Source organism: Pseudoalteromonas sp. GB43 (assembly GCF_054923805.1).
Genome location: NZ_JBPCHJ010000002.1, coordinates 385,259 through 410,874 on the forward strand (window position 1 = coordinate 385,259; position 25,616 = coordinate 410,874).

Annotated in this window: 21 protein-coding genes and 4 pseudogenes; 12 read left to right on the top strand and 13 right to left on the bottom strand. The window is 40.9% G+C overall.

The genetic code is table 11. The annotated features are described in order from the left end of the window. Positions 1 to 64 precede the first annotated feature (64 nt). Together ACRWSG_RS19100 and ACRWSG_RS19105 are read right to left on the bottom strand one after the other, a co-directional pair. Positions 65 to 1,525, bottom strand: coding sequence for an ankyrin repeat domain-containing protein (locus ACRWSG_RS19100; RefSeq protein ID WP_462167227.1), 1,461 nt, complete (start codon positions 1,523 to 1,525; stop codon positions 65 to 67). Between the two features lie 179 nt (positions 1,526 to 1,704). Then, positions 1,705 to 2,067: a hypothetical protein gene (locus ACRWSG_RS19105; RefSeq protein WP_462167228.1), complete on the bottom strand. Its 363-nt coding sequence runs from the start codon at positions 2,065 to 2,067 to the stop codon at positions 1,705 to 1,707. 376 nt (positions 2,068 to 2,443) lie between these two features. Between ACRWSG_RS19105 and ACRWSG_RS19110 the strand changes: the two genes are divergently transcribed. The 5 genes and pseudogenes from ACRWSG_RS19110 to ACRWSG_RS19130 all read left to right on the top strand — a co-directional run bounded on the left by ACRWSG_RS19110 (position 2,444) and on the right by ACRWSG_RS19130 (position 5,691). Beyond that, a complete protein-coding gene (locus ACRWSG_RS19110; protein WP_054553587.1) occupies positions 2,444 to 2,689 on the top strand; it encodes a YfhL family 4Fe-4S dicluster ferredoxin in 246 nt (81 codons plus the stop codon). Between the two features lie 88 nt (positions 2,690 to 2,777). Beyond that, a complete protein-coding gene (locus tag ACRWSG_RS19115; protein ID WP_054553588.1) occupies positions 2,778 to 4,097 on the top strand; it encodes a methyl-accepting chemotaxis protein in 1,320 nt (439 codons plus the stop codon). 276 nt (positions 4,098 to 4,373) lie between these two features. Next, complete coding sequence (locus tag ACRWSG_RS19120) at positions 4,374 to 4,853, top strand: PAS domain-containing protein (RefSeq protein WP_462167230.1); 480 nt, start codon at positions 4,374 to 4,376, stop codon at positions 4,851 to 4,853. A gap of 40 nt (positions 4,854 to 4,893) precedes the next feature. Then, positions 4,894 to 5,100: pseudogene (locus tag ACRWSG_RS19125) on the top strand (PAS domain-containing protein); the annotation flags it as partial. Positions 5,101 to 5,133: 33 nt separating this feature from the next. After that, on the top strand, positions 5,134 to 5,691 hold the full coding sequence (locus ACRWSG_RS19130; RefSeq protein WP_462167542.1) for a methyl-accepting chemotaxis protein: 558 nt from the start codon (positions 5,134 to 5,136) through the stop codon (positions 5,689 to 5,691). Positions 5,692 to 5,693: 2 nt separating this feature from the next. Here the strand turns inward: ACRWSG_RS19130 and ACRWSG_RS19135 are convergent, their stop codons facing one another. Together ACRWSG_RS19135 and ACRWSG_RS19140 are read right to left on the bottom strand one after the other, a co-directional pair. Beyond that, positions 5,694 to 5,945 (bottom strand): TIGR03643 family protein, encoded by a 252-nt coding sequence (locus tag ACRWSG_RS19135; RefSeq protein ID WP_054553589.1) that lies wholly within the window; start codon positions 5,943 to 5,945, stop codon positions 5,694 to 5,696. 45 nt (positions 5,946 to 5,990) lie between these two features. Next, complete coding sequence (locus ACRWSG_RS19140) at positions 5,991 to 6,875, bottom strand: LysR family transcriptional regulator (RefSeq protein ID WP_462167232.1); 885 nt, start codon at positions 6,873 to 6,875, stop codon at positions 5,991 to 5,993. A 102-nt stretch (positions 6,876 to 6,977) separates the two neighbouring features. Here ACRWSG_RS19140 and ACRWSG_RS19145 point away from each other — a divergent pair. The 3 genes and pseudogenes from ACRWSG_RS19145 (at position 6,978) to ACRWSG_RS19155 (ending at position 9,413) form a co-directional block, all read left to right on the top strand. Next, positions 6,978 to 7,606, top strand: a pseudogene (locus ACRWSG_RS19145) (NAD(P)-dependent oxidoreductase). Between the two features lie 68 nt (positions 7,607 to 7,674). Then, complete coding sequence (locus ACRWSG_RS19150; RefSeq protein WP_166338459.1) at positions 7,675 to 8,697, top strand: Kelch repeat-containing protein; 1,023 nt, start codon at positions 7,675 to 7,677, stop codon at positions 8,695 to 8,697. Beyond that, entirely contained in the window at positions 8,694 to 9,413 is a 720-nt protein-coding gene (locus tag ACRWSG_RS19155) for an SIR2 family NAD-dependent protein deacylase (protein WP_462167234.1), read from the top strand. The genes ACRWSG_RS19150 and ACRWSG_RS19155 overlap by 4 nt, the downstream gene beginning before the upstream one ends. 34 nt (positions 9,414 to 9,447) lie before the next feature. Here ACRWSG_RS19155 and ACRWSG_RS19160 read toward each other — a convergent pair whose 3' ends face one another. After that, on the bottom strand, positions 9,448 to 11,040 hold the full coding sequence (locus ACRWSG_RS19160; RefSeq protein ID WP_462167235.1) for a carboxylesterase/lipase family protein: 1,593 nt from the start codon (positions 11,038 to 11,040) through the stop codon (positions 9,448 to 9,450). A 252-nt stretch (positions 11,041 to 11,292) separates the two neighbouring features. Here ACRWSG_RS19160 and ACRWSG_RS19165 point away from each other — a divergent pair, with 252 nt between their 5' ends. After that, on the top strand, positions 11,293 to 11,904 hold the full coding sequence (locus ACRWSG_RS19165) for a MarC family protein (protein ID WP_462167543.1): 612 nt from the start codon (positions 11,293 to 11,295) through the stop codon (positions 11,902 to 11,904). Between the two features lie 40 nt (positions 11,905 to 11,944). Here the strand turns inward: ACRWSG_RS19165 and ACRWSG_RS19170 are convergent, their stop codons facing one another. Then, a complete protein-coding gene (locus tag ACRWSG_RS19170; protein ID WP_462167544.1) occupies positions 11,945 to 12,943 on the bottom strand; it encodes a DUF4382 domain-containing protein in 999 nt (332 codons plus the stop codon). A gap of 229 nt (positions 12,944 to 13,172) precedes the next feature. Between ACRWSG_RS19170 and ACRWSG_RS19175 the strand changes: the two genes are divergently transcribed. Further along, positions 13,173 to 13,613: a hypothetical protein gene (locus ACRWSG_RS19175; RefSeq protein WP_054553598.1), complete on the top strand. Its 441-nt coding sequence runs from the start codon at positions 13,173 to 13,175 to the stop codon at positions 13,611 to 13,613. A gap of 37 nt (positions 13,614 to 13,650) precedes the next feature. On the opposite strand, the gene ACRWSG_RS19180 is transcribed toward ACRWSG_RS19175, so the two are convergent. The 6 genes and pseudogenes from ACRWSG_RS19180 to ACRWSG_RS19205 form a co-directional block, all read right to left on the bottom strand. Further along, on the bottom strand, positions 13,651 to 15,339 hold the full coding sequence (locus ACRWSG_RS19180; protein ID WP_462167236.1) for a methyl-accepting chemotaxis protein: 1,689 nt from the start codon (positions 15,337 to 15,339) through the stop codon (positions 13,651 to 13,653). A gap of 98 nt (positions 15,340 to 15,437) precedes the next feature. Further along, positions 15,438 to 15,947 (bottom strand): GNAT family N-acetyltransferase, encoded by a 510-nt coding sequence (locus tag ACRWSG_RS19185; RefSeq protein ID WP_462167237.1) that lies wholly within the window; start codon positions 15,945 to 15,947, stop codon positions 15,438 to 15,440. A gap of 3 nt (positions 15,948 to 15,950) precedes the next feature. After that, positions 15,951 to 17,294 carry an N-succinylarginine dihydrolase gene (gene astB / locus ACRWSG_RS19190; protein ID WP_462167238.1) on the bottom strand — a complete coding sequence of 448 codons (1,344 nt, stop codon included), beginning with the start codon at positions 17,292 to 17,294 and terminating at the stop codon, positions 15,951 to 15,953. A gap of 48 nt (positions 17,295 to 17,342) precedes the next feature. Then, complete coding sequence (locus ACRWSG_RS19195) at positions 17,343 to 17,573, bottom strand: helix-turn-helix domain-containing protein (RefSeq protein WP_138617797.1); 231 nt, start codon at positions 17,571 to 17,573, stop codon at positions 17,343 to 17,345. Between the two features lie 752 nt (positions 17,574 to 18,325). Further along, positions 18,326 to 19,339 (bottom strand): annotated as a pseudogene (locus tag ACRWSG_RS19200) (zinc-binding alcohol dehydrogenase family protein). Positions 19,340 to 19,432: 93 nt separating this feature from the next. Further along, complete coding sequence (locus tag ACRWSG_RS19205; protein WP_054553603.1) at positions 19,433 to 19,864, bottom strand: MarR family winged helix-turn-helix transcriptional regulator; 432 nt, start codon at positions 19,862 to 19,864, stop codon at positions 19,433 to 19,435. Positions 19,865 to 19,987: 123 nt separating this feature from the next. Here ACRWSG_RS19205 and ACRWSG_RS19210 point away from each other — a divergent pair, with 123 nt between their 5' ends. Next, positions 19,988 to 20,416 carry an organic hydroperoxide resistance protein gene (locus ACRWSG_RS19210; protein WP_054553604.1) on the top strand — a complete coding sequence of 143 codons (429 nt, stop codon included), beginning with the start codon at positions 19,988 to 19,990 and terminating at the stop codon, positions 20,414 to 20,416. 27 nt (positions 20,417 to 20,443) lie between these two features. Here the strand turns inward: ACRWSG_RS19210 and ACRWSG_RS19215 are convergent, their stop codons facing one another. After that, the gene (locus ACRWSG_RS19215; protein ID WP_462167240.1) at positions 20,444 to 22,177 is read right to left on the bottom strand and encodes a GMC oxidoreductase; all 1,734 of its coding nucleotides are present in this window, start codon (positions 22,175 to 22,177) and stop codon (positions 20,444 to 20,446) included. A gap of 151 nt (positions 22,178 to 22,328) precedes the next feature. Here ACRWSG_RS19215 and ACRWSG_RS19220 point away from each other — a divergent pair. Then, positions 22,329 to 24,450 (top strand): annotated as a pseudogene (locus tag ACRWSG_RS19220) (methyl-accepting chemotaxis protein). Positions 24,451 to 25,616: the final 1,166 nt, after the last annotated feature.

Here is a 25,616-nt window from a genome sequence, read left to right on the forward strand (position 1 = left end):
ACCGATTCGTGAGGAGGTAACTGTCAGTTCAAGTCTGAGCTAGTAGAGTCCAAGTACAAATAAATCACAATGTGCTTAATGCGTTTAAATAGCTTTGACCGAGGTTTATATGTCGTGTGTATTCCTTGAAATAATATGTGCCTGGTTCGTATTGTTCTTTTAATTTTTCTACTAACCCAATATGTGATCGATAAATGTTCTCAGTTGCTTCAATGACATGTTCAGGCTTTTTCTCTAATTTATTCATAATACGCTTAGCAACTTTTAGGTATGAATTATCTTTTGGTTGCTTAGACTCGAGCATAGGGTAATAGCCATCAAGTGCTTTTAAAAGAGATATTTCTAACGCTACGTTTTCGTTCACTGAAACATCAACGGTATTATGGTCTAGTAATAGGTCTGCAACATTTAGATTCTCATTTTCTATCGCTAAAGCTAGAGGTGTATATCCACTAATACTAGTCAAATTTGGATTATGACCTCGTTTTATGAGCTGCTTTGTGAGTTCAAGTTCTCCTAAAACTGATGCGGTATGGAGTAAGGAGTAGCCCCCTCTTTTTGTGGAATCTTTTTTCATTCTATGTAAAGGGTAACTTATTAGTGACCGGTTTAAATTAGACATATTGTTACCCAGCAGTTCTTGAGGGTGAAGTGTTTCGTACCCAGCGGGATTTCTGTTTGGGTTGAGTGACTCGTGTGCATAGAAATCTGCAACAGGTGACTTCAAATGTTCACTTTCACTGAACACGTCAAATACGGTAATTAATTTCTCTGTTGGAATATCTAATATTACTAAACTGTGTATTAGGTTAGCGTATTTAGGCATGCGTAAGAGAGCATTATTTCTTTCATTATCAGATGTAAATAAATAAGGATAGACAGTTTCCTGTCGATTAAGTTTCAGTTTGGCATTTTTGAAATAATTAAGAACCTCAACCAACTCTGAGCCTGATGTTTCTTGAATTGCTCTATAAAAATCCCAGCTGTTAGCAACACTATATCCCAGTTCAGCAAGAGTTTGTGTTGCTGTAGCTTTGGTATTTTGAAGGATTACCTTAACATCGTTTTGCGTTTCTTCAACACCCAATTGAGTCGTTTTAATTCTTATGTTGTTGTCTTTAACAGTTAAATTTGTGTCTTTTACAATTTCATTCGTTTCTTTGACTAAAGAGAATATTTTATTTTGGACATCTATAAAAATTGGCATTTTCTCAACTAAAATACCTTTACCACCTTGTTTTACATTTTTGCTAGAAAAACTGGTGCATATAAATACACTAACGCTAATTATCAGTAGGCTTACTATGAGTGGCATTTTCCAATGCTCACTCATCTTCTTTATTCGCTCGCCAATTTTAGACTCCTCAGGAACGAAGTATAATGCGATAGCTAAACACAGAAAGACCAAGCCTGCCCATACACCAAACTTACCAATAGGAGCTAGTATGTCTTGAACAGCACCTAAGAATCCGCCGATTATTGTTATTGGCACGATTAGTTCTAAAATTTTTTTCCCTTTACTCATACGCTTACCTGATAATCCATTTTAGTAACATCATAATAAATAATTTCATTGTTGAATAGATATGTTCAATCTAGATTATTACAGGATAAAAACTGTAGGTCGAAAACGAACTTTTGAAAAATAAATTATCTTAGTTAATTACTTCGTTTTTAATACTCCTCAATTAGGGCTATATTTTTCTAAATACTACTAAAGCAATTGTAATGAGGATCAGTAAAGAACCTGGCATTTGTATCTAGTAAAGAAAAATTAGCTTTTATCTTTTTGACTATATGCTTTTTAAACAAGCTTTTGTCTAAATATACGTATGAGGTATTTTGATCAACATTAAAAACAACTCGACCTCTGGGAAAGTTGTAGTAGTCAGTGTTGTCTAGCATTAAACTAAACAATTGATAAATATTATTATCTTCCCACTCAACTTGGTGTTGCAGCGTGCTATCAATAAATCCAAGTTGATCTGGCTTTAAGTCGATAGCACTTTGAGCTTTAAAGACTAATGTGTTTTCAGCAAACCAAAAGATGCCAACTTTGCTATTCATGAAGGGCTCCTAAACTTATTTTTCCTGACATTACTCGGTTAAGTCCAATTTAGAACCCTTCCTCATTGCCTCTTTCTGAGAAAATTTATACTTCTGATGAGGTGCTTATTATCGCTACTGGTATGGGTAGGCAAAATCTAAATGCTATAAAACCTCTCACTTATCTCATCACATAACTTAGTTCGGTAGATAATCAATAATTGCATTTATTTTTGCAGTATCGGACTTGGAGATTCCAAACAGGTTTTAAGCTTGATCTAAATCAAAGAAACTTATTACGCTGCAATTTATAGTGCGCGGCTGCAATTTTCGTTGTTTTTAAAAACTAGATTAGATTTTAAAAATAATACCCTTTTATAGTGCTTAAAGGTGTGTCATGGCATTACTCATCAACAACAAATGTATTAACTGCGACATGTGTGATCCTGAGTGCCCGAATGAAGCTATTTATATGGGGGCAAAAATCTATCAAATCGATCCTAATAAATGCACTGAGTGTGTTGGGCATTATGATAATCCTACCTGCGTTAGTGTATGTCCTATAGACTGTATTAAGCCTGATCCTAATCATCGTGAAACGTTAGATGAGCTTGCTGAAAAATATATTAAGCTGACTGAGTGAATTAATAATAAAATTTACAGCTTATTAGTACACCTTGATTCAAATGTTCTACACTTACTTTAATGCACGTTAATCTCTTGAGGATCCTATGTTTTTCAGTAAGTCAGTAAACTCTGAGCTTGTGTCGTTAAAGACTGAGTTATTTCATCTACAGCAGGTGCGTGATGGCTTGAATGAAGAAATGATTTCGCTTAATGTACTTGAAAGCGGCGAGGTATCCTATATAAATCAGAACTTTATCAAAGCACTTGGCTACGATAAAGATGCGTTCCCTGGCACGCACCTATTTGACATCATTACAAATGAGTCCAAATCTACTGAACAATTTAGCCAATTCTCTTCTGCTTTAGAGCATTGTAAGCACTGGGTTGGGGCGCTGCAGTTTTATCACAAAAGTGGTAAAACAGAGTGGCTTAGAATTATTTCGCACCCAGTAAAAGGTCCTCAAGATCAAATTCTATTTTTCGCAATTTATGCCACTTTACTAACCGATACAATTGCTACCGCAAGAGAGCATAAAGACATTATTAAAGCGTTACACCGTGCTATGGCGGTTATTGAATTTGATTTAGAGGGTCATGTTTTAAGTGCAAATAGTCATTTTTATAATGCGATGGGTTACTCCGAAAAAGAGATAAAAGGTAAACATCACAGAATGTTTTGCGAACCAGAAGAAGCAAACTCTACTGAGTATGAGCAATTTTGGCAGCGTTTAAAAAATGGTGAGTACATAGCATCTCGCTTTAAACGTGTTGATAAGTTTGGTAATACCGTTTGGCTTGAGGCCTCTTACAATCCGATTTTTAATGATTTTGGGGATCTCTATAAAGTAATGAAATTTGCAACTGTGATCACTGAACAAGTGAATCGTGAGCATGCAATTTCTCAAGCGGCAGAGATTGCTTACGGTACCTCAACAGGAACCGACAAACTCGCTGTAAAAGGAGCTGAAGTACTTAAAAACACAGTGGCTGTTATGGATGAACTTGCTTTACAGATGGAGCAAGCGGCGCAAGAAATCGCAGCCTTAGATAAGCAGTCGCAACATATAGCAAGTATTGTACAAAGCATTAGTAGTATTGCTGATCAAACTAATTTATTAGCGCTTAACGCTGCAATTGAAGCTGCTCGTGCAGGTGAGCAAGGCCGTGGTTTTGCGGTGGTTGCAGATGAGGTTAGGCAATTAGCATCTCGGACATCTAAAGCAACTGAAGAGATTGTGGAAGTTGTTCAGCGAAATCAATCATTAACTCAAAATACAGTAAAGGTTATAGAACAAGGGAAAGTCAAAGCAGAGCAAGGTCTTGCTTTGTCGAATGAATCAGGACAAGTAATGGAAGATATTCAACATGGAGCACAGCAAGTTGTTGATGCGGTTGGCCAGTTTGCTAACCAGTTAAATAAGTGATTCTAATTTGCAATAAGCCTTAGGCATCTGCATTGATGCAGCTGTAGAGTATTATAAGCAACCTAATAACGAAATTTTGCTGTGTTATCAATGCGGTTTAATTTCCTTAAAGCTCCTCCTATTTTTTGCGAATTGGAAGGAATACCTTGTCTCACTTCTTGAAACTCCATATCATAGAAATATAGGGATATATTGTAATAGTTTAATATTCAGTAACTTTTTAAGTAAATGAGTTCACTGTTTGAATTTTAATTTAGCAATGAAGTGATGTACCCCATGTTTTCTACCAAGCCACTAAAAAATAAAATAACCAATCTTGAAGACGAATTATTTAGGGTTTCTCAAATAAAGCAAAATCTTGATGAGCTAATGCTTACATTAACGCTTGATGGCAAAGGCTGTGTTATTGATACTAATCCCCAAGTTCAAATTGAACTGGGTTTTAGCGCAAATCAACTTGATGGGATTGCATTACTTGATTTAGTGCCGCAATTGGCGCGAAAAACAGAACACTATCTGAACTTTAAACACGCACTACAAAACAAAAAGCCATGGGCAGGAGCCGTTCAGTTGGTCAATGCTAAAGGTGAAGAGGCTTGGCTAAGAGTGTTCGTTCATCCTGTGGTAAATAAGCAAAACCAATTTCTTCATTTTACATTGCATGCAAATGCATTAACACGCACGATTGAATCGTCACGCGAAAACCAGGACTTAGTAAAAGCAATTCATCGCTCTATGGTCCGTAATCGAGTTTGATTTAACGGGTCATGTATTAAAAGCAAATCAGCAATTTTTACTGGGTGTCGGCTATAAAGAACACGAAATTATTGGTAAGCACCATAGTATGTTTTGTTCACCTGAAGAAGCAAGCTCATCAGAGTACGCGGCATTTTGGCAGAAACTTCAAAAAGGTGAGTTTGTTTCCTCTCGATTCAAACGTGTTAATAAGTATGGTGATCCCGTGTGGTTAGAAGCCACATATAATCCTGTGTTTAGTGAACAAGGGGAGCTTTATAAGGTTGTTAAGTTTGCAACGGTGATTACTGATCAAGTAAATCGTGAAATAGCTGTGTCTCAAGCAGCTGACATTGCTTATAGTACCTCGACTGAAACTGATCAAATCGCTCATCAAGGGGCTGAAGTACTCAGTAATATGGTTAGTGTTATGGATGAACTTGCAAATAAAATGGAACAAGCAGCAAATGAGATCACAGCACTTGATAAACAGTCTCAGCAAATCGCAAATATAGTTCAAAGTATCAGTAGTATTGCTGATCAGACAAACCTATTAGCGCTTAATGCAGCGATTGAAGCAGCTCGTGCTGGCGAACAAGGAAGGGGCTTTGCTGTTGTTGCTGATGAGGTAAGACAGCTCGCTTCACGTACTTCAAAAGCGACTGTTGAAATTGTTGATGTTGTACAGCAAAACAGGGCACTGACTCAAAATACAGTTGAAGTTATAGAACAAGGTAAGAGCAAAGCTGAACAAGGCTACAGCCTAGCAACTGAATCTGGCAAAGTTATGTCAGATATTCAAAATGGCGCACAAAAAGTGGTCGATGCGGTTGGTCAGTTCGCTGACCAACTTAAATAGTGTTACCTGTGCTTATATTGAGTTTTGCAATAACCTCTTAAAATATCGGGATGGCGAAGTTTAATATGTTTACTTTGTCTCCCTGATACGCGCTTTCGCCAGAGTTTAAAACTCGAGCTCGTTAATTGCTCACGCATCAGTGCAATAACGTTTTTTTCATTTAAACCAAACTGTTGGTTTATTGCTTCAAACGGGGTTCTGTCTTCCCACGCCATTTCTATGATGCGTGATACTTCATGATCTAAGTGCTGCATTACGGCTCCTTTTTGTAGCTTATACGTATTTGCAGCAGGTTTAGATTATAAAATATCGTGTTGCCAGTGCTCTGCTAAAAAGTCGATGAACGCTCTCACCACATTTTGTTGGAAGTTACGCGATAAATACACCGCCCATAAGTGAGAGCCCATAGTAGTATGCTCTGGCAGTACTTTTACAAGCTCACCCGATGCCAAATAGTCATTGGCGAGATCGCATGGTAGGTGAGCCACCCCGATTCCTTGTTTTGCTGCTTTTAGAAGCACCCCCATATCGTTGGCAACAATGTTGCCCTTCACGTTCACTTTTTGTGTGTTGTCGTTGTGTTGAAATTGCCAAATAGTGTGTTTGTTATGAACAAGACAATTGTGAACAGATAAGTCACTCGGCTCAAAAATCGGTGGGTGCACAGCTAAATAATCGTTAGAGGCACACACTGCGGTTGCGATATACATTAGCTTACGGGCAATAAGACCTTCATCGGGCTGGTGGATGTAACGCAAAGCGATATCAACGCGGTCATCAACCAGCTGCGATAAACTATCTGAAAGTAACAGTTCAAAGCGCGTCTGCGGGTGGCGTTTGGTAAACTCTTCAATGGCATCAAATAGCTTATGTTGGCCAAGCCCAATCGGGGAGGCAACGCGAATGGTACCTACCAATTCGTTGTTATGACTGTGTGCTCGGCTTTGTAAATCAGACACTTGATTTAATATTTGCTGGCAATAGCTAAGGGCTTCTTCGCCTTGAAGGGTCAAACTTACTTTGCGTGTTGTGCGATGAAACAACCTTAAATTTAGCCACTTTTCAATGTCTTGAATATGCCTAGAAACTTGTAATCGGCTTAAACCTAAATGCTCTGCAGCCTGAGTAAAACTGCCTGTACGGGCAACTTCGACAAAGCTAGTAATTGAAGTGAGTTTATCCATTGGTATCTTAAAATGAAACAATGTGTATCTATATAGTGTATTTATCAGTAATTGGTGAACAAGTAAACTGCAATCATTGAAACAAACAACGGAGAATTCCTCATGAAATTAGCAGTTATTGGCGCAACAGGTTGGATTGGCAGCCACATTACTTCAGAAGCAATCGCACGTGGTCATCAAGTTAATGCATTAGTTAGAGACGCAAGTAAAGTAACCCAAGATAACGTCACTGTGACTGAATTTGATTTAACTAAAGACGATATCGCAACTGCAGCTGCAGGTAGTGATGTTGTTATTGCGGCAATTGGTGGTCGTGCTTTAGGTAACCATGAAATTGTTGCAAACACAGCAAAGCAATTATTAAACGCGCTTGCAGGTACTGGCACACGTATTTTATGGGTGGGCGGTGCTGGTAGCATAGAAGTGGCACCCGGTGTAACTCTGGTATCAAGCCCAGATTTTCCTGCTGAATACAAAGCAGAAGCCATTGCTCAAGGTGAGGCACTTGATGTATTTAGAGCATCAGCAGCAGATACAGCTTGGACTTTTGTATCACCGGCAGCGGTCATTTACCCTGGGGAGTCAGAAGTTCGTACCGTGTTGGTGGCGACAGCTTCTTTACTGATGCAAATGGCGAAAGCAAAATATCAGTTACTGATTATGCTAAAGCGATGCTTGATGAAGCACAGTCGGCAGCGCATTTAAATCAACGTATTAGTATTGCTTACTAATAGCGAGCCTTTATTCAGGCTCATAAAATGGTATTCTTAAGAGACGTGTTAAGTTACCTGTTTAATTTATGAGCCTGTTATTTTCTATTGCACTTGCAACCATTCCTGCTTTACCTGAACCCGTCGCAAACAATGCTGTCGCCAAAGTTGTTATTGATGAACAAGCCTACTTCCTAAGCTTTATGGGCTTGAGTTCAGGCAAGGCACATACCGATGTTCATAATAAAGTGTGGGTCCTTAAAGTGGGCGACAACGCGTGGCAAGCGGCTAAAGCTGTGCCAAGTACATTGCCTCTTACTGGTCGTTTGGCGAGTACCGCAGTGGGTGTGGGTAAGCATGCCTATGTATTTGGTGGGTATACCGTTAGCGCCGATCATCAAGAAATCTCTACACCCGATGTATATCGCTATGATGTGCTCTCTAATTCATATACGCAACTTGCCAGTATGCCTGTGCCCGTGGATGACAGTGTGGCACTTAAGTACCAGCAGCGTTATATCTATTTGGTCAGTGGTTGGCATAACGATGGTAATGTTAACTTAGTACAAGTGTATGATACGCAAACAGATACTTGGCAACAGGCATCGCCGTTTTTAGGTCAACCGGTGTTTGGCCAAGCAGCGGCAATTAGTGGAAACACTCTATTGGTGTGTGATGGCGTTAAAACACAGGCGAATGCTGATAAGCGCCGCTCTTTTGCTGCGGTTGCACAGTGTTTAAAAGGCACGATTGATGCTGATAACCCATTAAAAATAGATTGGCGTACCGTGCCGCACCCTACAGGTGTAGCCCATTACCGTATGGCAGCAACCAGTTTTAATGGCGATATTTATATGATGGGCGGCTCTGATAACCCATATAACTACAATGGCATGGGATACGATGGCAAACCAGCACCAGCGAGTGATCATGTTTGGCGCTTTGATGTTGAAAAAAACACATGGCAAGTAATGCCAAAAGCCGATACCGCGAGCATGGATCATCGAGGTTTATTAGAGCACCAAGGAAGTTTGTATCGTCTGGGTGGTATGGACAATAATCAACAAGTGACAGCCGATGCCCTTGGTTACAAGGTAAAGTTATCTCTATGAATACACTCTATATTACTGGAGCGGGAGTGAGTGCCGCTAGCGGTATACCAACCTTTCGTGGTGAAGATGGTTATTGGACCATTGGTAGCAAAAATTATACGCCGATGGAAATGGCAACCCGTGCTATGTACGAAAACAACCCTCGCGAATTTTTAGCTTGGTATTATCATCGTTTTGCAACCTACCGCCATCACGATCATAATGAGGTTCATCATTGGTTGAGTGATAAAAATCTCATTACACAAAATATCGATGGCCTTGATGGCAAAGCGGGAAACACTGATTTTATTGCTATTCATGGTTGCTTAGATCAAATGACACTGTTTCACCATCAAGGTGACGATGTGATGGCTTTTAACGCACCGTGGGATAAAGTCAACGAAGACAACCTCCACCACTCCTTGCTTGAGGTGTTCAATATTAATAATGAAAGCCCTAAGCTCAACGAATCGTTTAAGCCTTACGTGTTGTTATTTGACGAATACTACACTGAACTTTATCGAATTTCTGAGGCGCAACTGCGCATGCTCGATGCCGATAAAATCGTCTTTATCGGCACCTCGTTTAGCGTCAATATTACGCAAATGGGACTCGATATTGCACGCAGTCAAGGCACGCCAATTGAAGTAGTAGACCCAGATCCTACTCATGTATTTCATCCTAATGTGACATACCACAAGTTGACAGCGCTTGAGTATGTTCAGCAGCAAGGATAAAAATAAGGCGCTTATTAAGCGCCTTATTTAATTATTACTTTTCAGCTTTTGTTGCTGTGATGTTTAACCGCGCTTGTAAGGGGTCCGGTAAAAACTCTGCAGTCCCTGACTTACTCATTTGCAGTATAAAAGATTCATCATTTTGATATGCTTGCCAAGTCGGTAAACCTGGGCCATTTGGTGTGCCTAATTTAATAAAGTTCGTCACATAACGGTGCATTATTTTAGCGGCTTGCTTATCTTGCTCAGTGGTAACGTGCCCATATTTTGCAGCCACAGTATTGAAAAAGTATGGGATTTCGCTGGCGTGCTCTGCACCGGGTTTATCTAAAGTTTGCGCCACATAGCCAAAACGATACAAAAAGGCATCTTTTCCCATATCTGTCACACGTTTTGCAACGAACCTTGCAGGCTCTTGCATTAAAGCATCTTGCCCAACTTGGTAATTGAGTAAATGCAATGGCGTTTCGCCGCTTGCATCGTAAGTCATTTTTGCTTGTGTACTGTGCGGAGCAAAACTCGCGAATAGCGCATCTTTAGAAGCAAAATTAGCAAAGCCTAAATCCATATCTGTTGTGCCAACCATAGTCGCGACATGGCTAAATGTACCTTTACTCAAGCGTGCTTCTGTCGCCGAATTGATAATAGTGCCATCAATAATTGGCCCGCCAACGTACGTAGGTTCATCATCATTTTGTCGGTTTAATGTGCTCAAATTTAGGTTATCAACCACGTCTTCGGCTGATAACTCACGTAGTGCAGCAAGGGCATTTTCATCACTGCCTAAAATGGTGTGTTGTTTGGCAAAGTTTTCGCCAATCTTTTCGGCGCTTAACACGGTGTCGTCATCACTATTAAGTGGCAACTGCTTAAATAGTTCTCGTCCGCCTGCTGACATAATAATCGCTTGCTGGAATAAGCTGCTAGCTGCAGGGGTTTGCATCATCGCATGTACCGATGCGCCTCCTGCAGATTCACCCATGAGTGTCACTTTTGCAGCATCACCACCAAATTGAGCGATATTTTGTTTCACCCATTCTAGGGCTGCAATTTGATCCATCAAAGCGTAATTGCCCAGTGCATCGTTCTCAAAACGACTAAGGGCAGGGTGCGCAAAAAAGCCAAATCGGCCTAAGCGATAATTAAAGCTAACAAAAATAACCCCTTGTTTAGCAAAGCTCTCACCTGAATAAACAGCAGGTGATGCGCCACCATTTACAAAACCACCCCCGTGTATCCACACCACAACAGGGTAAGGAGTATCGCTGGGTTTAGTGGGTTTAAATACATTTAAATAAAGGCAATCTTCCGAAGGGGTTGTTGTCAGCGGTGCTGCATCGGCTGCAAACGGCTTTTGCATACAGTCAGGCGCGTAATCGTTAAGTATTTTTACATCTTGCCACTTGGGCACAGGTTGCGGCGCTCGCCAGCGTAACTCTCCCACCGGAGCTGCAGCATACGGAATGCCTTTATAGGCAATAAAACGTCCTTCTTTTTGCCCTTGGATAAGCCCGCCGGTGACGGCAATTTGATCTGATTGAGGTTGTTCTTGGCAACCTTGCAAAAATACAGCAGAGCCTAATAGAAAAGATGAGTAAAAAATCGATTTGAGAATACGCGATGTCATAACAAAGCCTAGGCTGTTTGGGTAGGCTTATAATATTAACATATTCAGATAGTAACAACGAGAAAACCAGCATAGCTACAAGGGGAGGCTATGCCGGTTTTAGTATTTGGCTAATAAAGAGTTTTCCTGTCATTAAATCGTTACAAAAAGGCTCTAAAAATCTGCAGCTCAATAACTCAAGGATCTGTGTAATACTTATTAGTGCAAAAAATTGCTAATGTAAAAGGAGTGCATTCTCATTTTAAGGTATATATGTTAGATAAAGTTTTGCATGATTTTTTAGTCATTTGGGCAACAATAGACCCTATCGGCACAATGGCGTTGTTTGCTGCTTTAACAGCTAAATTGCCTGCCGATAGGAGGCGAAAGACTGCTTTTAAAACGGTGGGTTATGCTGCCATTGTATTAATTGGAGCTATTGTCATAGGGCAGTTGCTGTTAACTGCAATGGGTATTAGTTTGTTGTCGTTCCAAGTTGCTGGTGGCATTATTTTATTTCTGTTCGGTCTACAAATGATTTTTGCTGAGGATGTTCAGCAAGGTGATGTTGAGTCACAGCACGATATTTCTGTATTCCCTTTAGCAATTCCCGCAACAGCATCGCCGGGTGCAATTTTAGCGGTTATTCTAATTACCGATAACCATATTTATAGCGTTCAGGAACAAGTAATTTCGGCAATAACAATGCTGGTAGTGTTATTGATCACTTTATTATTGCTGTTGTTAAGTGAGCGAATTTTGAAAGTTATTGGGGTTGGCGGTGCATCGATACTAACGCGAATTATGGGGTTAATTTTAGCTGCATTATCTGTTGAGTTTGTGATGGAAGCACTAGGAGTCGCTAAATGGGTGGCCAATAATTAAAAAGCCCGCAGTGCGGGCTTTTTAATGGGGTATGCCAATATTATTCAGAAACAGTGAAAGACACGTCTAAGTCTTCACCCGATGTTACTGTAATTGGTTTTACTTGATAAAGCGTAAATGCTTCGTCTTGCGTTTCAGCGTCATCGATGTGCGCTGCACAGGTATAAGCAAGTTGATAATCACCTGGTTGAATGAACGCAAGTTCAAATTCGAATTGGTTATCTTCGCTATCGAACACAACATCTGCCGTTGCAAGAGGTGCATCTAATGGTGTTTCATCTTCGTTAACTTCATAATTGTCCATTGGCATTTCAACATCGCTGCTATATAGGTAAACAGCATGACCGAATGAGCCATCTTCTAGTGCGATATCGATATTATCAGTTTCACAGTTAGCGATAAGTACGTCGCTTACAGTGCCTTCGATATCTTCAGATTCAGCAAGGTTTTCTAAGCGAACACCGCGTGGTTTTAAGAAGATCTCATCACTATTTTGTGGATCAACTAATGACTTTTTGAGGTCAAATTCAATAACAAAGTCGTTACCAGCTTGGTTAAGGGTAAAGCCATCAAGTTGAATTTCACCGATACCATCGTTGCCTTTACGTTTAACAACCAGTGGTGCAATGCTGTCATCTTCGTAAACAACATGCGAAGTCATGGTTAAATCGTTTGTGTCACCATTGATCACATCTGCACGGATCCATTGATATTCGCCAGCAGGCACTTCTTCATCTTCTAATAAAGAAAATACATCATCACCTGTGTAGTCTAATAAGTTAACCATTTCAGGCATGGTTTCATCATTATCTTCACGGGTCTCAAACGTGAATTCTTCACCACCTTGGGTTTTCAATGTGATTGAATCAAACACAACATTTACAGCTTTTAAACCTGTCACTGGTGCATCAGACACACCTAATGTGAACTGTGCAGTTTGCGGCTGAGGATCAACCGAGTCGTTCTTGTCGTTATCTGAGCCACAACCAACAAGTGCAAATAAAACGGCGCTGCTAAGTAATGTAGTTTTAAAGTTCATCATTTCTTCCCTCTGTGTTCTAAAAATTTATTAGCAGTGTAATAACTAAAACTTAATGTAACTTGAACTTCTAATGATAAGTTTCGATTAACACCTTTGTACCTTTTATGTAACAAGCTGAAAGTCAGAATAAAAAATAACTGCAAGTTTAGAATGCTTTTTAGGTAAATCCATTTTTCTTCCACATTTTGCTGACACCATGACAAAAAATAAGAACCTAGGAACGAAAATGAAGGTTATTGACTTGGAAAAGCGCTTTGAGCTTATGAGCTGGGCATTATTAAGTGCAGTAAATATGCTTTTACTAGTGGGGTTTATGAATAGTAAATCGGAGGTAAGTAATTTACTTTTTAGTTTTTTGTTGTGCTCTGTTTCATTACTATTAGCGGTACTTGTATTCAATTCAAAACGCAATTTAACGGTATGCCGCCACGGTGTGCATTACCGCAATTTATTCGGGCAATGCCGCCATATGCATGCAAGACAAGTGCAATTTATTCACCATTACTCGTTTTTTGGTTTGCGATTAGTGCTTGTTATGGGCGAAAAATATATTTGCTTTGCGCCTTTTTATAGCCTTAATGACAAACACCAACAACGTTTAAAGCGCTACGATAACGATTTGTTTGATTGGTTAAAGAACTTACAAAAGACCAATGATTTTTGTTAAGCAGGCACATTTACCTGCTTAACCATGGCGCTAGATATTAGGTTTTATAACGACTTACATTTTGTTCTAACTGAGTTGCTGTGTCTGTCAGCTCGTGCATGTACGATGTGGCTACATCGGTATCATTGGCGGTTTTATTCGCAATATCGACAATGGTCGTCATGTTTTGGTTAATCGCTTCAGACACTGATGTTTGCTCTTCAGCAGCTGTGGCTATTTGTGCATTTTGTGACGTGATAGTGTTAACCGAAAGCAATACTTCATTGAGTGCTTTTTCGACTTCGCCCGCTTCATTAACACTGGTTGCACTGCCTGATTTGATTGACTGCATAATGTTATTTACAGTTGTTGTTCCTTGTTGTACTTGCTCAATCATCGCCTCTATTTCATGAGTGCTATCTTGCGTGCGTTTTGCAAGCGTTCGCACTTCATCAGCCACCACCGCAAAGCCACGACCCGCTTCACCAGCTCGGGCAGATTCAATTGCCGCATTTAGTGCTAGTAGGTTTGTTTGCTCGGCAATGTTTCTGATCACATCAAGCACACTACCAATTTGACTCGATTGTTGATTAAGCTGATCGACCGCATTCGCCCCTTCATCAACTTGTTTAGCAATGCCGTTAATCACCTTTATGGCAATGAGCAACTGGTTGTTAGCCTGTTTGACTAAATGATCGGCATGCTCAGCAGCCGTTGAGGCCTCTTGCGCACTGCGTGCAACTTCCATTGACGCCGCCGACATTTCGTTTATTGCGGTTGCAACTTGTTCACTTTCTTCATGTTGGCGATTAATACCTGCATGCATATTGGCAAGTAGCTCGTTGAGCTTATGTGACGCTTGATTCATCGATTGCGATGATTGGCGAATATCAATAACCATTTTACCAACGTCATCGGCAAAGCGGTTAAACGAACTGCCAAGCTTGCCGAGTTCATCGTCTCGTTTCACCATTAATCGTTGGGTTAAATCGCCATCACCTTGTGATATATCGTTCATTGCTAGTACGGTTGTGTGCAAAGGGCTAGTAATACTGCGCGATACCACCACTGCAATCGCTGCGGTAATTGCGACAGCAAATACAGAAGCGATGATGGTGTTTATAAAGGCATTATCGATACCTTCATTAACGCGTTGTTCTGTCGCTGCGACTTGTTGCTCAAGACCACTGATCCAAAAACCTGTTCCTAGCACCCAATTCCATTTTGGTACTAAAGCGGCATAGCCGAGCTTAGGATTCACACTGCCATTGGTATTTTTCCAAGAATACTGCACATAACCACCGCCGTTCTTTGCAGCATCAATCAGTTCTCGAATGAGATAAACCCCATTAGGATCTTTGAAATCATAAAGGTTTTTACCCTCAAGAGAGGTGTTAACCCCATGGGCAATGTTGACACCTTTTACATCATAAACAAACACATAGCCAGTATCGCCAGCATCATCAAAACGCAAATTACGTAAAATGCTTTTTGCTTGGTTTTTTAGTTGCTCAGTATTAGAGCCATCATCTTGTGCGATGAGGTTAGCAATCGAGCTCATGGCAATTTTTTGGTAATTGCTAACTTCAGACTTACGGTCGTTTTCCATTTGTGTTGCAAAACTTTCAACGGTTTGTGCACCACTGTGTTTTGATTGCACATAGTTGTAGAGTGTCAGCATAATTGCAATGAGTAGGGGGGGAAGTAGGGCTAGAAAGAGTACCCGTTGCTGTATTGATAGCGCCATTTATCGCTCCTAATAAAAATCCGCAGTACTAGTTTAGTACTTTTCAAAAGTTTTATTAGTCGACTTTATGGTTAGATCGATAGGCTATTGAAGCTGGTTTATGCGACCTGCTTATAAAAATACACTGTTGCGTCAAATTCACCGGAGGAACTTTTCGCAAATCCAGGAATAGTGCCCGCTTCAATATAATCGAGTTTACGATACAAATATGAGGCAGTGTCACCTTGGCGGGTATCAAGTAATAGTAATTGAAGACCTAAAATACGCGCGTCGGTCTCTAGGCTATTCATCAATTGTTTTGCAATTCCTTGGCCTTGATATTCGCTGTGCACCATGAGCTTTTCTACTTCACCGCGGTGAGCGCCATTAGCTTTGGCGCATAAAGAAAGCTGTACTGAACCAATCACCGTATCACCATTTAGGGCAAGGTAAAGCCTACGGTAAGGCGTTGCTAAATCTCTATCAACCCCTTGCCAGTAGTCGTGTGCTGACTGTAATGATAAAGGAGCAATAAAGCCAATTGACGCGCCACAGGCCACGCTATCAATCAGCAAATTATTGAGGGATTTCGACACCCCTTTTATAGAATGCACTGCTTTAATTTTCATTATTTATTCTTGTTGAAATGGATACACAGAACCTAAATTAAGTAAGCTGGTTAGCTCATCAAGTGCCTGATAGCTTTCGGTTAAAAGCATCGGATCGGCAAAGTCATCACTACTTAACGAGTCACGATAATGCTTATTCGCCCAATTTACTAGTTGGGTATATTTTTCTTCGCTGAATCGTACTGCCGGATTAACCGCGGCTAGTTCGTCAGTATTGAGTGCAACACGCAAGCGTAAACAAGCAGGATCACCGCCATTTTGCATGCTTTGGCGCAAGTCAAAAAAGCGCACTTGCTGAACAGGGTTATCAGCCAAAATCATTTCTTGAATGTAATCGTGAACAGCTTGATTACGCTGACACTCTTTAGGTGCAACCAGTATCATGCTGTCATCACTTAAGGTAATTAATTGGCTATTAAATAAATAGCTGCTTACAGCATCTGTAATGCTCACTTTATTGGTTGGCACTTCAATAATATGTAGCGGCTTGTTGCCAAGGTAGGCTTGTTTAATTTGTTTCAGCGTATCTGCTTGGTGCAAAAAGGCTTGTTCGTGGCATAAAAGTACATTGCCATTGGCCACAGCGATCACATCGTTATGAAAGACACCTTGATCTATCACATCAGGATTTTGTTGAATAAATAACTGATTTTCTGGCTTTAGCTGATGTAAACGGGCAACTGCTTGCGAAGCTTCAAGAGATTGTCTTGCAGGAAATTTAACAGGTTTTGGTAAGGCGCTATTAAAACTACTTGCCCCATAAACAAAGATCTCAAGCCCTGTATCTGCATGGCTGTCGCATAATCGATTATGATTTGCGGCGCCTTCATCACCAAAAAAGCCTTGATCAGGTAAATGCGTATGATGGCTAAAGTAACGCTCATCGTTAAACATGGCTTTTAATAATGCTGTAGTTGTAACGGGTTCTAGCGAGCGGTGAAACTTATTATTTAAGTTAGCAGCCGTAAAGTGTACTTTGCCATCAAGGGTATCGACTGAAGGCGAGATAGTGCCAGCATTGGCTGTCCACATTGCCGATGCACTGTAACAAGCTCGCAGTAAAATGGGGTCGGCTTTAAATGCTTTTTCAATAATTTGGCTATCGCTGCCTGTAAAGCCTAAACGCTTTAACACATTAATGTCGGGGCGAGCATGGGGTGCAAAAATACCTTGTTCTAGCCCTAACTCGTGCATCGCCTTCATTTTTTCAAGGCCTTGAAGTACAGCCTCTTTAGGGTTTGAATGTGAAGAGGCATGACTTAGTGAAGCGACATTGCCATACGATAATCCCGCGTAATTGTGAGTAAATTCCACTAAGCCATCAAAATTAACTTCTACTGCGTGCATACTTTGTCCATCATTTTTGTGCATGTATTTTAACCATACAGAAGTTATTTAGCTGAAGCCAGCTAACTCTAATTCGACATGACGCAAACTTTGTTGAAGGCGTTTCTGAGTGGCAATTAAATACGCTTTTTGTTTGTTCTGTTTAACTTGTTGCTGTCGTGCAGCTTTATACAACACACGTTTAGGAATGTGGTACTGCTCAGACGCTTCGGTGATTGTCAGTTGGTGCACCGAAATTTTTTTTAGCGCTTCAACAAATGCAGGGTCATTATTTAACATAACGACGCTCCAAATCAGCAACATTATGCGGATCGTTTGCTTCATGTATATGCCATGTGCTGATGTCTAATCGCCAAAGTAGATAAAGAGTGTGAAAGAAGTTAGTCACGTTAGTCTCCTTGTTAGTGCCAGTTCACACTCACTATTGGAAGATCTGTGCCAAACCTTTATCAAATTTATATGCGTTAAAAATCAATAAGTTAACTCATGGTGGTTTGGGTGTCCCTAAAATCAGGCACTAAAATAGTGAAAGGCAAATGCAGTAATGCACTTTAATGATGCGTGCTTTTATTGTTGAACGAGGAAATACGCGATGTGAAATCGCTGCTACCTACTCGTATCTATTTCTCGTAGGAATGACTTTAGTCATGAATAATTAACCACCACACAAAAGTAAAACCTTGGCCGTAGGCGTGAAACTTGTTTCGCGCGCCAAGCAAGCGTGACGCCTACAGGTAGCAGCGGCTTTATTCCGCGACATGGGTGAGGTCGGTGCGATACGAGAATAAAACGCAATATGAAATCGCTGCTACATGCTCGCATCTTGTATCTATTTATCGTAGGAATGGCTTTAGTCATGAATAATTAACCACCACACAAAAGTAAAACCTTGGCCGTAGGCGTGAAACTTGTTTCGCGCGCATAGGTAGTACCGGCTTTATGCCGCGACATGGCTAAGGTCGGTGCGATACGAGAATAAAACGCGATGTGAAATCGCTGCTACGTGTTCGCACCTTGTTTTTCATTCCTCGTTACTCAAACCCCTCCAACACAAGCTTTCCACGAGCTTTGTGAGATTCTAAAATCCCATGGGCTTTAATAAGGTTTGCTACGTTTATCTTACCTAAATGCTCACTCAATGTTGTTTTAATTGTGCCGTTATCAACCAAGGTGGCAAGCTCTGATAGAAGCTGATGCTGGGCAATCATATCCTCTGTTTGGAACATTGAGCGGGTATACATAAACTCCCAATGCAACGAAATACTTTTACGCTTTAACTTCAAAATATCAAAGCTTGCAGGGTCGTCGATCAGTGCCAATTTACCTTGTGGCTTGATAACTTCCATAATGCTATTAAGGTGTTGGTCGGTGTGCGTTAAGCTCACTACGTAATCAAATTCATTCAGGTCGGCCGCAAGACGTTGCTCGTTAAGGTTTTTGCTATGATCAAGCACATGATCAACACCTAAACCTTTAAGCCAGTTGGCGCTTTCTTCTCGTGCGGCAGTACCAACAACGGTTAAATTGGTAAGCTGTTTGGCAAGCTGCACTAAAATTGAGCCTACACCACCTGCGGCACCTATTACTAATACAGAGGCTGGCTTATTGTTCTTAGATTTTTCAATCTGTAAGCGGTCAAACAATAGCTCCCATGCCGTAATACTTGTTAAGGGCAGGGCGGCTGCTTCACTATTACTCAGGCTTGTTGGTGCAAGACCGACAATGCGTTCATCAACAAGTTGCAGCTCAGCATTACTGCCTTGGCGCGTTAAGTCGCCAGCATAAAACACACGGTCACCGACATTAAATAACGATACTTTGTCGCCAACAGCTTTAACCGTCCCCACAGCGTTTCAGCCAATAACTTTGTAGCCATTGTCTGGTGAAACGTTAGCGCGAATTTTAGTATCTACAGGGTTTACTGAAATTGCTTCTACGGCGACAAGAATGTCGTGACCTGTCGCAACGGGATCAGGTAATTCAATCGCTTGTAATGATGAGTCAGATAACGTTGGGGTTGCTGTAGTGTATCCAAATGCTTTCATGATGGTGTCCGTATTGATGAGTTTTAAACACTATAGCGTATAGAATTATATTAAAAAGAGGTGTAATCCAAATTCACTTTCAAATAATTTTTGTTAATTAAGGTCACTATTTACTAAATCGAGTAATTCAATTAGTTGCAGTGCTTGTTGTTCGTTAATGCTCGGGAAGCGACAACGAATTTGCGACGGTATCTCAGCGGCTTGATCTTGCATCGCCTTGCCTTTGGCTTCGAGCTGCACGAGTCGTTTGCGTTTATCATGGCTATCCTTAGTGATTGACAACAATGCTTTATCGCTCATTTTTTTCAAAATTTGCGTCATCGCACCGCCATCTATGGCGGTTTTTTCAAGTAACTCAGCAATACTGATCTGATCTTTTTCCCACAGCGCCATCATAACTACGTACTGTGGGTAGGTTAAATCTAATTGATTGAGAGAATCTCGATACGCACGGGCAATCCCATTCGATGCCATATACAAGCGGTGGCATAGCTGGTTATCTAATTTTAGTTGTGGGTATTTCATGCACGATCCTCAAAATTCAACACGAGTATTTTAATTTGCATGCAAAGTATTTGCAATCCCGAAAAAGCTGATCTAATATATTTTGCATGCAAAATATATTTTCACTCAATTAGGAGAGTAATCATGAAAGAACTACAAAGCGTCGCATACACAGCAAAAGCAACAGCAACAGGTGGCCGTGAAGGCACAGCAAAATCAGACGATGGTCGTTTAGATGTGGCACTATCAACTCCTAAAGGGTTAGGTGGTGATGATGGTCAAGGTACAAACCCTGAGCAGTTATTTGCAGCTGGTTACGCGGCTTGTTTTATCGGCGCATTAAAGTTAGTGGCAGGCCAAGCAAAAATTAAATTACCAGCAGATACCCACATTAACTCTGAAGTATCAATTGGTCCTATCGAAGGTGGTTTTGGTATTGCAGTTAAGCTTGCGGTATCGGTAGGTGATCTTGATAAAGACACAGCTCTTGCACTGGTTAATAAAGCGCACGAAGTATGCCCATACTCAAACGCAACACGCGGTAACATTGCTGTAGAGTTATCAGTGATCTAATCGCTATTTACCAAAATAGGCCGTGCTTTATGCACGGCTTTTTTGTTTTTCAGCAATCGATTTTGCTAAATCGCCTGAACCAGTAAGTGCTGATACTAGACCTTCGCGTGGTTCACTAAATTGTATTGGTTTTATCTTACTTGCTCGGGCTGCATCGAATACCGGTATTTGGCTCATTGCGTATTCCGACAATGCGGTAATGGTTAATGATGGGTTTACCCCTAAATTTCCGGGTATGATTGAGCCGTCAATAACACGTAGGTTTTGATAGCCGAACACTTCACCTGAGCTATCAACAACGCCGTTAGAGGCATCAGTGCCCATGGCGACTCCACTCATTATATGCGCCGTCATTGGGGCACCAAAGAGCACTTCAGTTAAGGCTGAACCGGGCACGCCACCGAGTTTTTCGGCGTAGAGTTTGGTTGCTTCTTCTGCTTTTGGAAAACTAACGCTAAGCGGCGTGTCATTGTCTTTTTGCACCGCAGTAATGCTGTTCTTAAATAACCGATACCACTTGCGTCGCCATTCAAGGTGAATAAACGCCTCGGATTTTTGCATCACCAAAAATACAATTGAGCTGCGGGCTTTGCCTTTTGGCCGCAATACTTTAGCTGTTTTTATTGGATGGCGCAGTGTATTCACTAAAAACTTAGCAATACGCTTGAGGCCTTTGCCTGTCACCATAGGAACGTAAGGTAAATATAGCCATGTGCCATCAGCGCCTTCTCTGAACCGGCAAATTTCAATGTTGGTGTATTTGTCGACCGAAATAAATGAGCTGATCGCAACGCCATCATCAACTTTTTTAGTGGTATTGTTCGCGGTGGTGAGGGTTTCTGAGTTAGTGCGAATTTGCTGGCCTAGCCAAGCTGAAATATTGGGCAGTGTTTTGTCTTTATCGCGCATTTTTAAAAGCAAAGGCACGGTGCCCATGACCCCTGCGCTTAGCACGACGCCCCGTGTTGTCAGCGTATAAATATGGCTATTGCGATGGCTGGTATCTTTAATTTTAATTTTGTATCCGGCGCTGCCATCTGCATTAAGCGGGATGATTTTGATTACTTCAGAGCTAGGTCTTATTTCTACACCGTTGCGTTCGGCAAAGTACAGGTAATTTTTCATTAAAGTATTTTTGGCATTATGGCGACAACCAATCATGCAGCTACCACAGTAATGGCAGGTATTTCGCCTCGGACCATCGCCATTAAAGTATGGGTCGGGTAGCTCTTTTTTATAGGCTTCGCCGGGTTTTGCAAAAAGCACCCCGGTGTTCACGGTTTTGAATGAGTCGCCTTGCCCCATCTGATCAGCAATGTCTTTTAGTGTGTGATCGGCAACATTGGTATAGGTATTTTTGGCGCTACCTAACATGCGCTGTGCAAGGCCATAGTAGGGCATGAGGCTGTCTTTCCAGTCTGATTTTATCCGTGTCCAAGCAGGAGATTGAAAGACTTCATCATCAGGAATAAGGTGCACATTGGCATAAATTTGTGAGCCACCGCCAACACCAACGCCATGTAACACTGCGACTTTGCTGGTAAACGAAAATTGAATGCAGCCTTTAAGGCCAATTTCTGGCTGCCACATATAGTTTTTGATATCTAGGTTGGTCTTTGGAAACTCTTTATCTTCGCGGCGAAGACCTTTTTCAAGTACTAAAACCCGGTTACCTTTTTCGCTTAGGCGAAGCGCACTCACAGAGCCACCAAATCCCGAGCCTATAATAATTTGGTCAAAATCAAATGTGTGTTGCTGCATTGTTTTCGCCTATTGGTGTTTATTATTAATTTAGCTGATTATTAACTTACTTTTTAATTATTAGAAATCATACTTTTTTTATATTTATCCTAATGAAACCAGTCAAATGGTCTAAACTAAAGGTGATTTATAATAGTAGCAGGAAGAATCAATGCGGCAGTTAGCGTTAGCGAAAAAGTTGTTATGGCTTACAGTTGGAAGCATTTTCATAACCGTTTTTGTTTTATCAAGTGTTTTATGGTGGCAATTATCGAGCAGTAACCAAGATTTAGCTGCGCAATCAGAAAAGCTGATTGTCGCCGAAGTTGAAGAAAAGCTAGCCTCAAATGCCGTAGCGTATGGTGAACAAGTTGCAGGTTTCATAAACGAAGCCTATCGAGTACCTTACTCATTTGCAGCAATCTTAGGGGACCACGATGCAGCAGGCACCTTAACTCGAGATGCGGTGGTTGAGTTAAATCGCTCTTTGCTACAAAAAAATACTATTCTTTCATCTATTTATTCGCAATTTGAAGCAAATGCGTTTGATGGCCGAGATGCTAATTTTATTAGTGGATATGATCACTCAGTTGCTGGTGTAGGTACTTTAGAAATCTACTTTACTCGTAATAGAGATGGCAGCATAGAACAGCAGGCAGTTGACGATGCGGCTGAAAAATATGTGGATACGCTCAATGAATTTGGTCAGCGTGAAGCTGAGTGGTACTTGTGTGTAAAAGACACCAAAGTGCCATGTATTATGGAACCCTACTTATACGAAATCACCCCTGGTTATTCTGAAATGATGACCTCTTTAACTGTGCCCATTCTTCGTGATAACGAATTTATTGGTGTTGCCGGGGTTGATTTAACATTGCCTGTATTTCAAAGCATGACCGAGCAACTCTCAAAAGAATTGTATAACGGCAAAGCCCGCGTCACTTTATTAAGCTCACTCGATTTAGTGGTTGGTAGCAGCCATTACAAAGATAAGCTTGGCAGACCGTTAAAAGAGGCGGTGGCTAAAAGCACTTTAGACAATTACGTAAAAGCGAAAAAGCAAAGTGGTGTATTTAAAGTCGGTGATGAGTATTTAGTTAACTACCCAATTACCATAAAGCTTGCAAAAACACAGTGGAACTTACTGATTGAAGTACCCGCCGAGCTTGCCCTTGAAGGATCAAGCGCTAGCAAATAGCATGAGTGAAAATGCCAATACACTAGGCGGTTTGATTTTGATGACGGGTATTATTATTGCTGGTGCAGCCTTTGTGATCATGACCTTAGTGATCCGTACAATTGTGGCGCCATTACAGCAGATTCAAAAGCGCGTTGATAACCTTGCTAGTGCTGAAGGTGACTTAACTCAGACCTTACATGTTGATACTCACGCTGAGCTAATCGCATTAGCAACTGGCTTTAATGCGTTTCTTGCTAAATTGCGCGATTTAATTGGTGAGCTTAAGAATGTATCAACGCAAACCAAAGAGCAGGCTCACCTAGCGACTAGTGTTGCCGTTGATACTAAGCACAACGTTCAAGCTCAATTCCAAGAAATTGAGAGCGTAGTGACCGCTATGAACGAAATGAGCGCAACAGCCCTTGAAGTTGCAAGAGCCTCAGAGCAGTCAGCGCAACAAGCCGATGAAATAAATGGTTTAGTTGTTAGCAGTGAATCGAGCTTGTCGTCTGCGGTTACTCAAGTTAAAACCATGTCGGACGAAATTAAAGAGGCTAATCAAGCGGTCGAAAAAGTTGCGGCACGCAGCAACGATATTACACAAATTTTAGATGTGATCCGAACGATTGCAGAGCAAACAAACTTACTTGCACTGAATGCTGCAATTGAAGCAGCAAGGGCTGGTGAACAAGGTCGTGGCTTTGCGGTGGTGGCTGATGAAGTAAGGGCTCTTGCTTCAAAAACGCGTTCATCAACCGATGACATCAGTGGTTTAATTGACAGCTTACAGCTAGAAGTAGGTAATGCGTCTAAGGTTATTGAACAAGGTGTTGTGCGTGCACAGACCGCGGTAGATGAAACCTCAGTTGCATTTGATGCATTACACGAAGTTGTAGTTAAAGTAGACGAAATCACGCAACAAATTACCCACATTGCAACGGCTGCAGAAGAGCAAAGCTCGGTCACAGAAGAAATAAACCGCAACCTGACGTTAATTTCAGATGCTGCATCACAACTCGCTGAGCTATCTACCCAAGCCGGTGATGGTAGCCAAACTCTTAATGCACTTGTTGCACAACAAGATGATGAGTTGAATAAGTTAAAAACGAAATAGAGAGGGAGCTATAAGTTCTAGTTGCGAGATAAGAGATGCGAGAAAAACGCGATGTGAAATCGCTGCTACAAGCTCGCATCTTGTATCTATTTATCGAAGGAATGACTTTAGTCATGAATGATTAATCACCACACAAAAGTAAACCTTGGCCGTAGGCGTGAAACGTGTTTCGTGCGCCAAGCAAGCGTGACGCCTACAGGTCGCAGCGGCTTTATGCCGCGACGAAGGGTAAAAATATCGTTATGCGATGAAGTAATCTAATCTGAAATCGATTAAGGGTGGTTATACATCGCTCGTAATTGTTAGATATTTATTTTTACCAAAAGTAACGTAATAAATGGGTAAAAATAGACCCGATAGTAAGTTACTGCTCATAGTGTTCGAAACAGTTACTTTATTTGATTGAATATCTTTGACAGAAAGTTTAGGGCTAGAGCACCAATCAATGGAGAACCAGATAAATCTAGCGTCGTCAGGTATTGTGTAGTTGGTTAAAGAGTTGGGTTTGATTTTTCCGATTCTTTTTAGAATGATTCATAAAGTGTAATCTCTAATTTTATCATGATGTTGTTTTGGTCTGGTTACTTCAATTTCCATTTGAACCTCACTAGGATAGTAATTCCATTAAACTTAACGGGCTTATAGCTCGTTTTCTTCCATATTCAGTGTATTTTTATCAGAGCCGTTAATTAATTACTAGTCGTATAGTGCAAAGAAACTTAAGCTCATGCTCGCACCTCGCATCTTTACTCTCGTCATTAATAATTAACCACCACACAAAAGTTAGCTCCTTGGACGTAGGCGTGAAACTTGTTTCGCGCGCCAAGCCTACATGTAGCAGCGGCTTTATGCCGCGACAAAGTGTAAAAACACAGTGATGTAATGGTTTTTTCACTATTACTCTATGATTCGCTTCAGAAAACTTCGCTTTAATTTACATTCATTGAATAAGCAGGCAGTTAACTTAAAACCTAGCTTAACTTCCTGATTATTTGCACCCGTAAAAGTTAAAGAATCAGTGACACTGCCCATACCACCAAATGCAGCTAGTGAATGATAAATACTTTTTTGAGGCTTACACATAGAGCAACTCTAATGATTTTTGAAAATAATTAGCCCAATGCTCTTCATTATATACCCGAAGTAATTTTATGAGATTTTCTAAA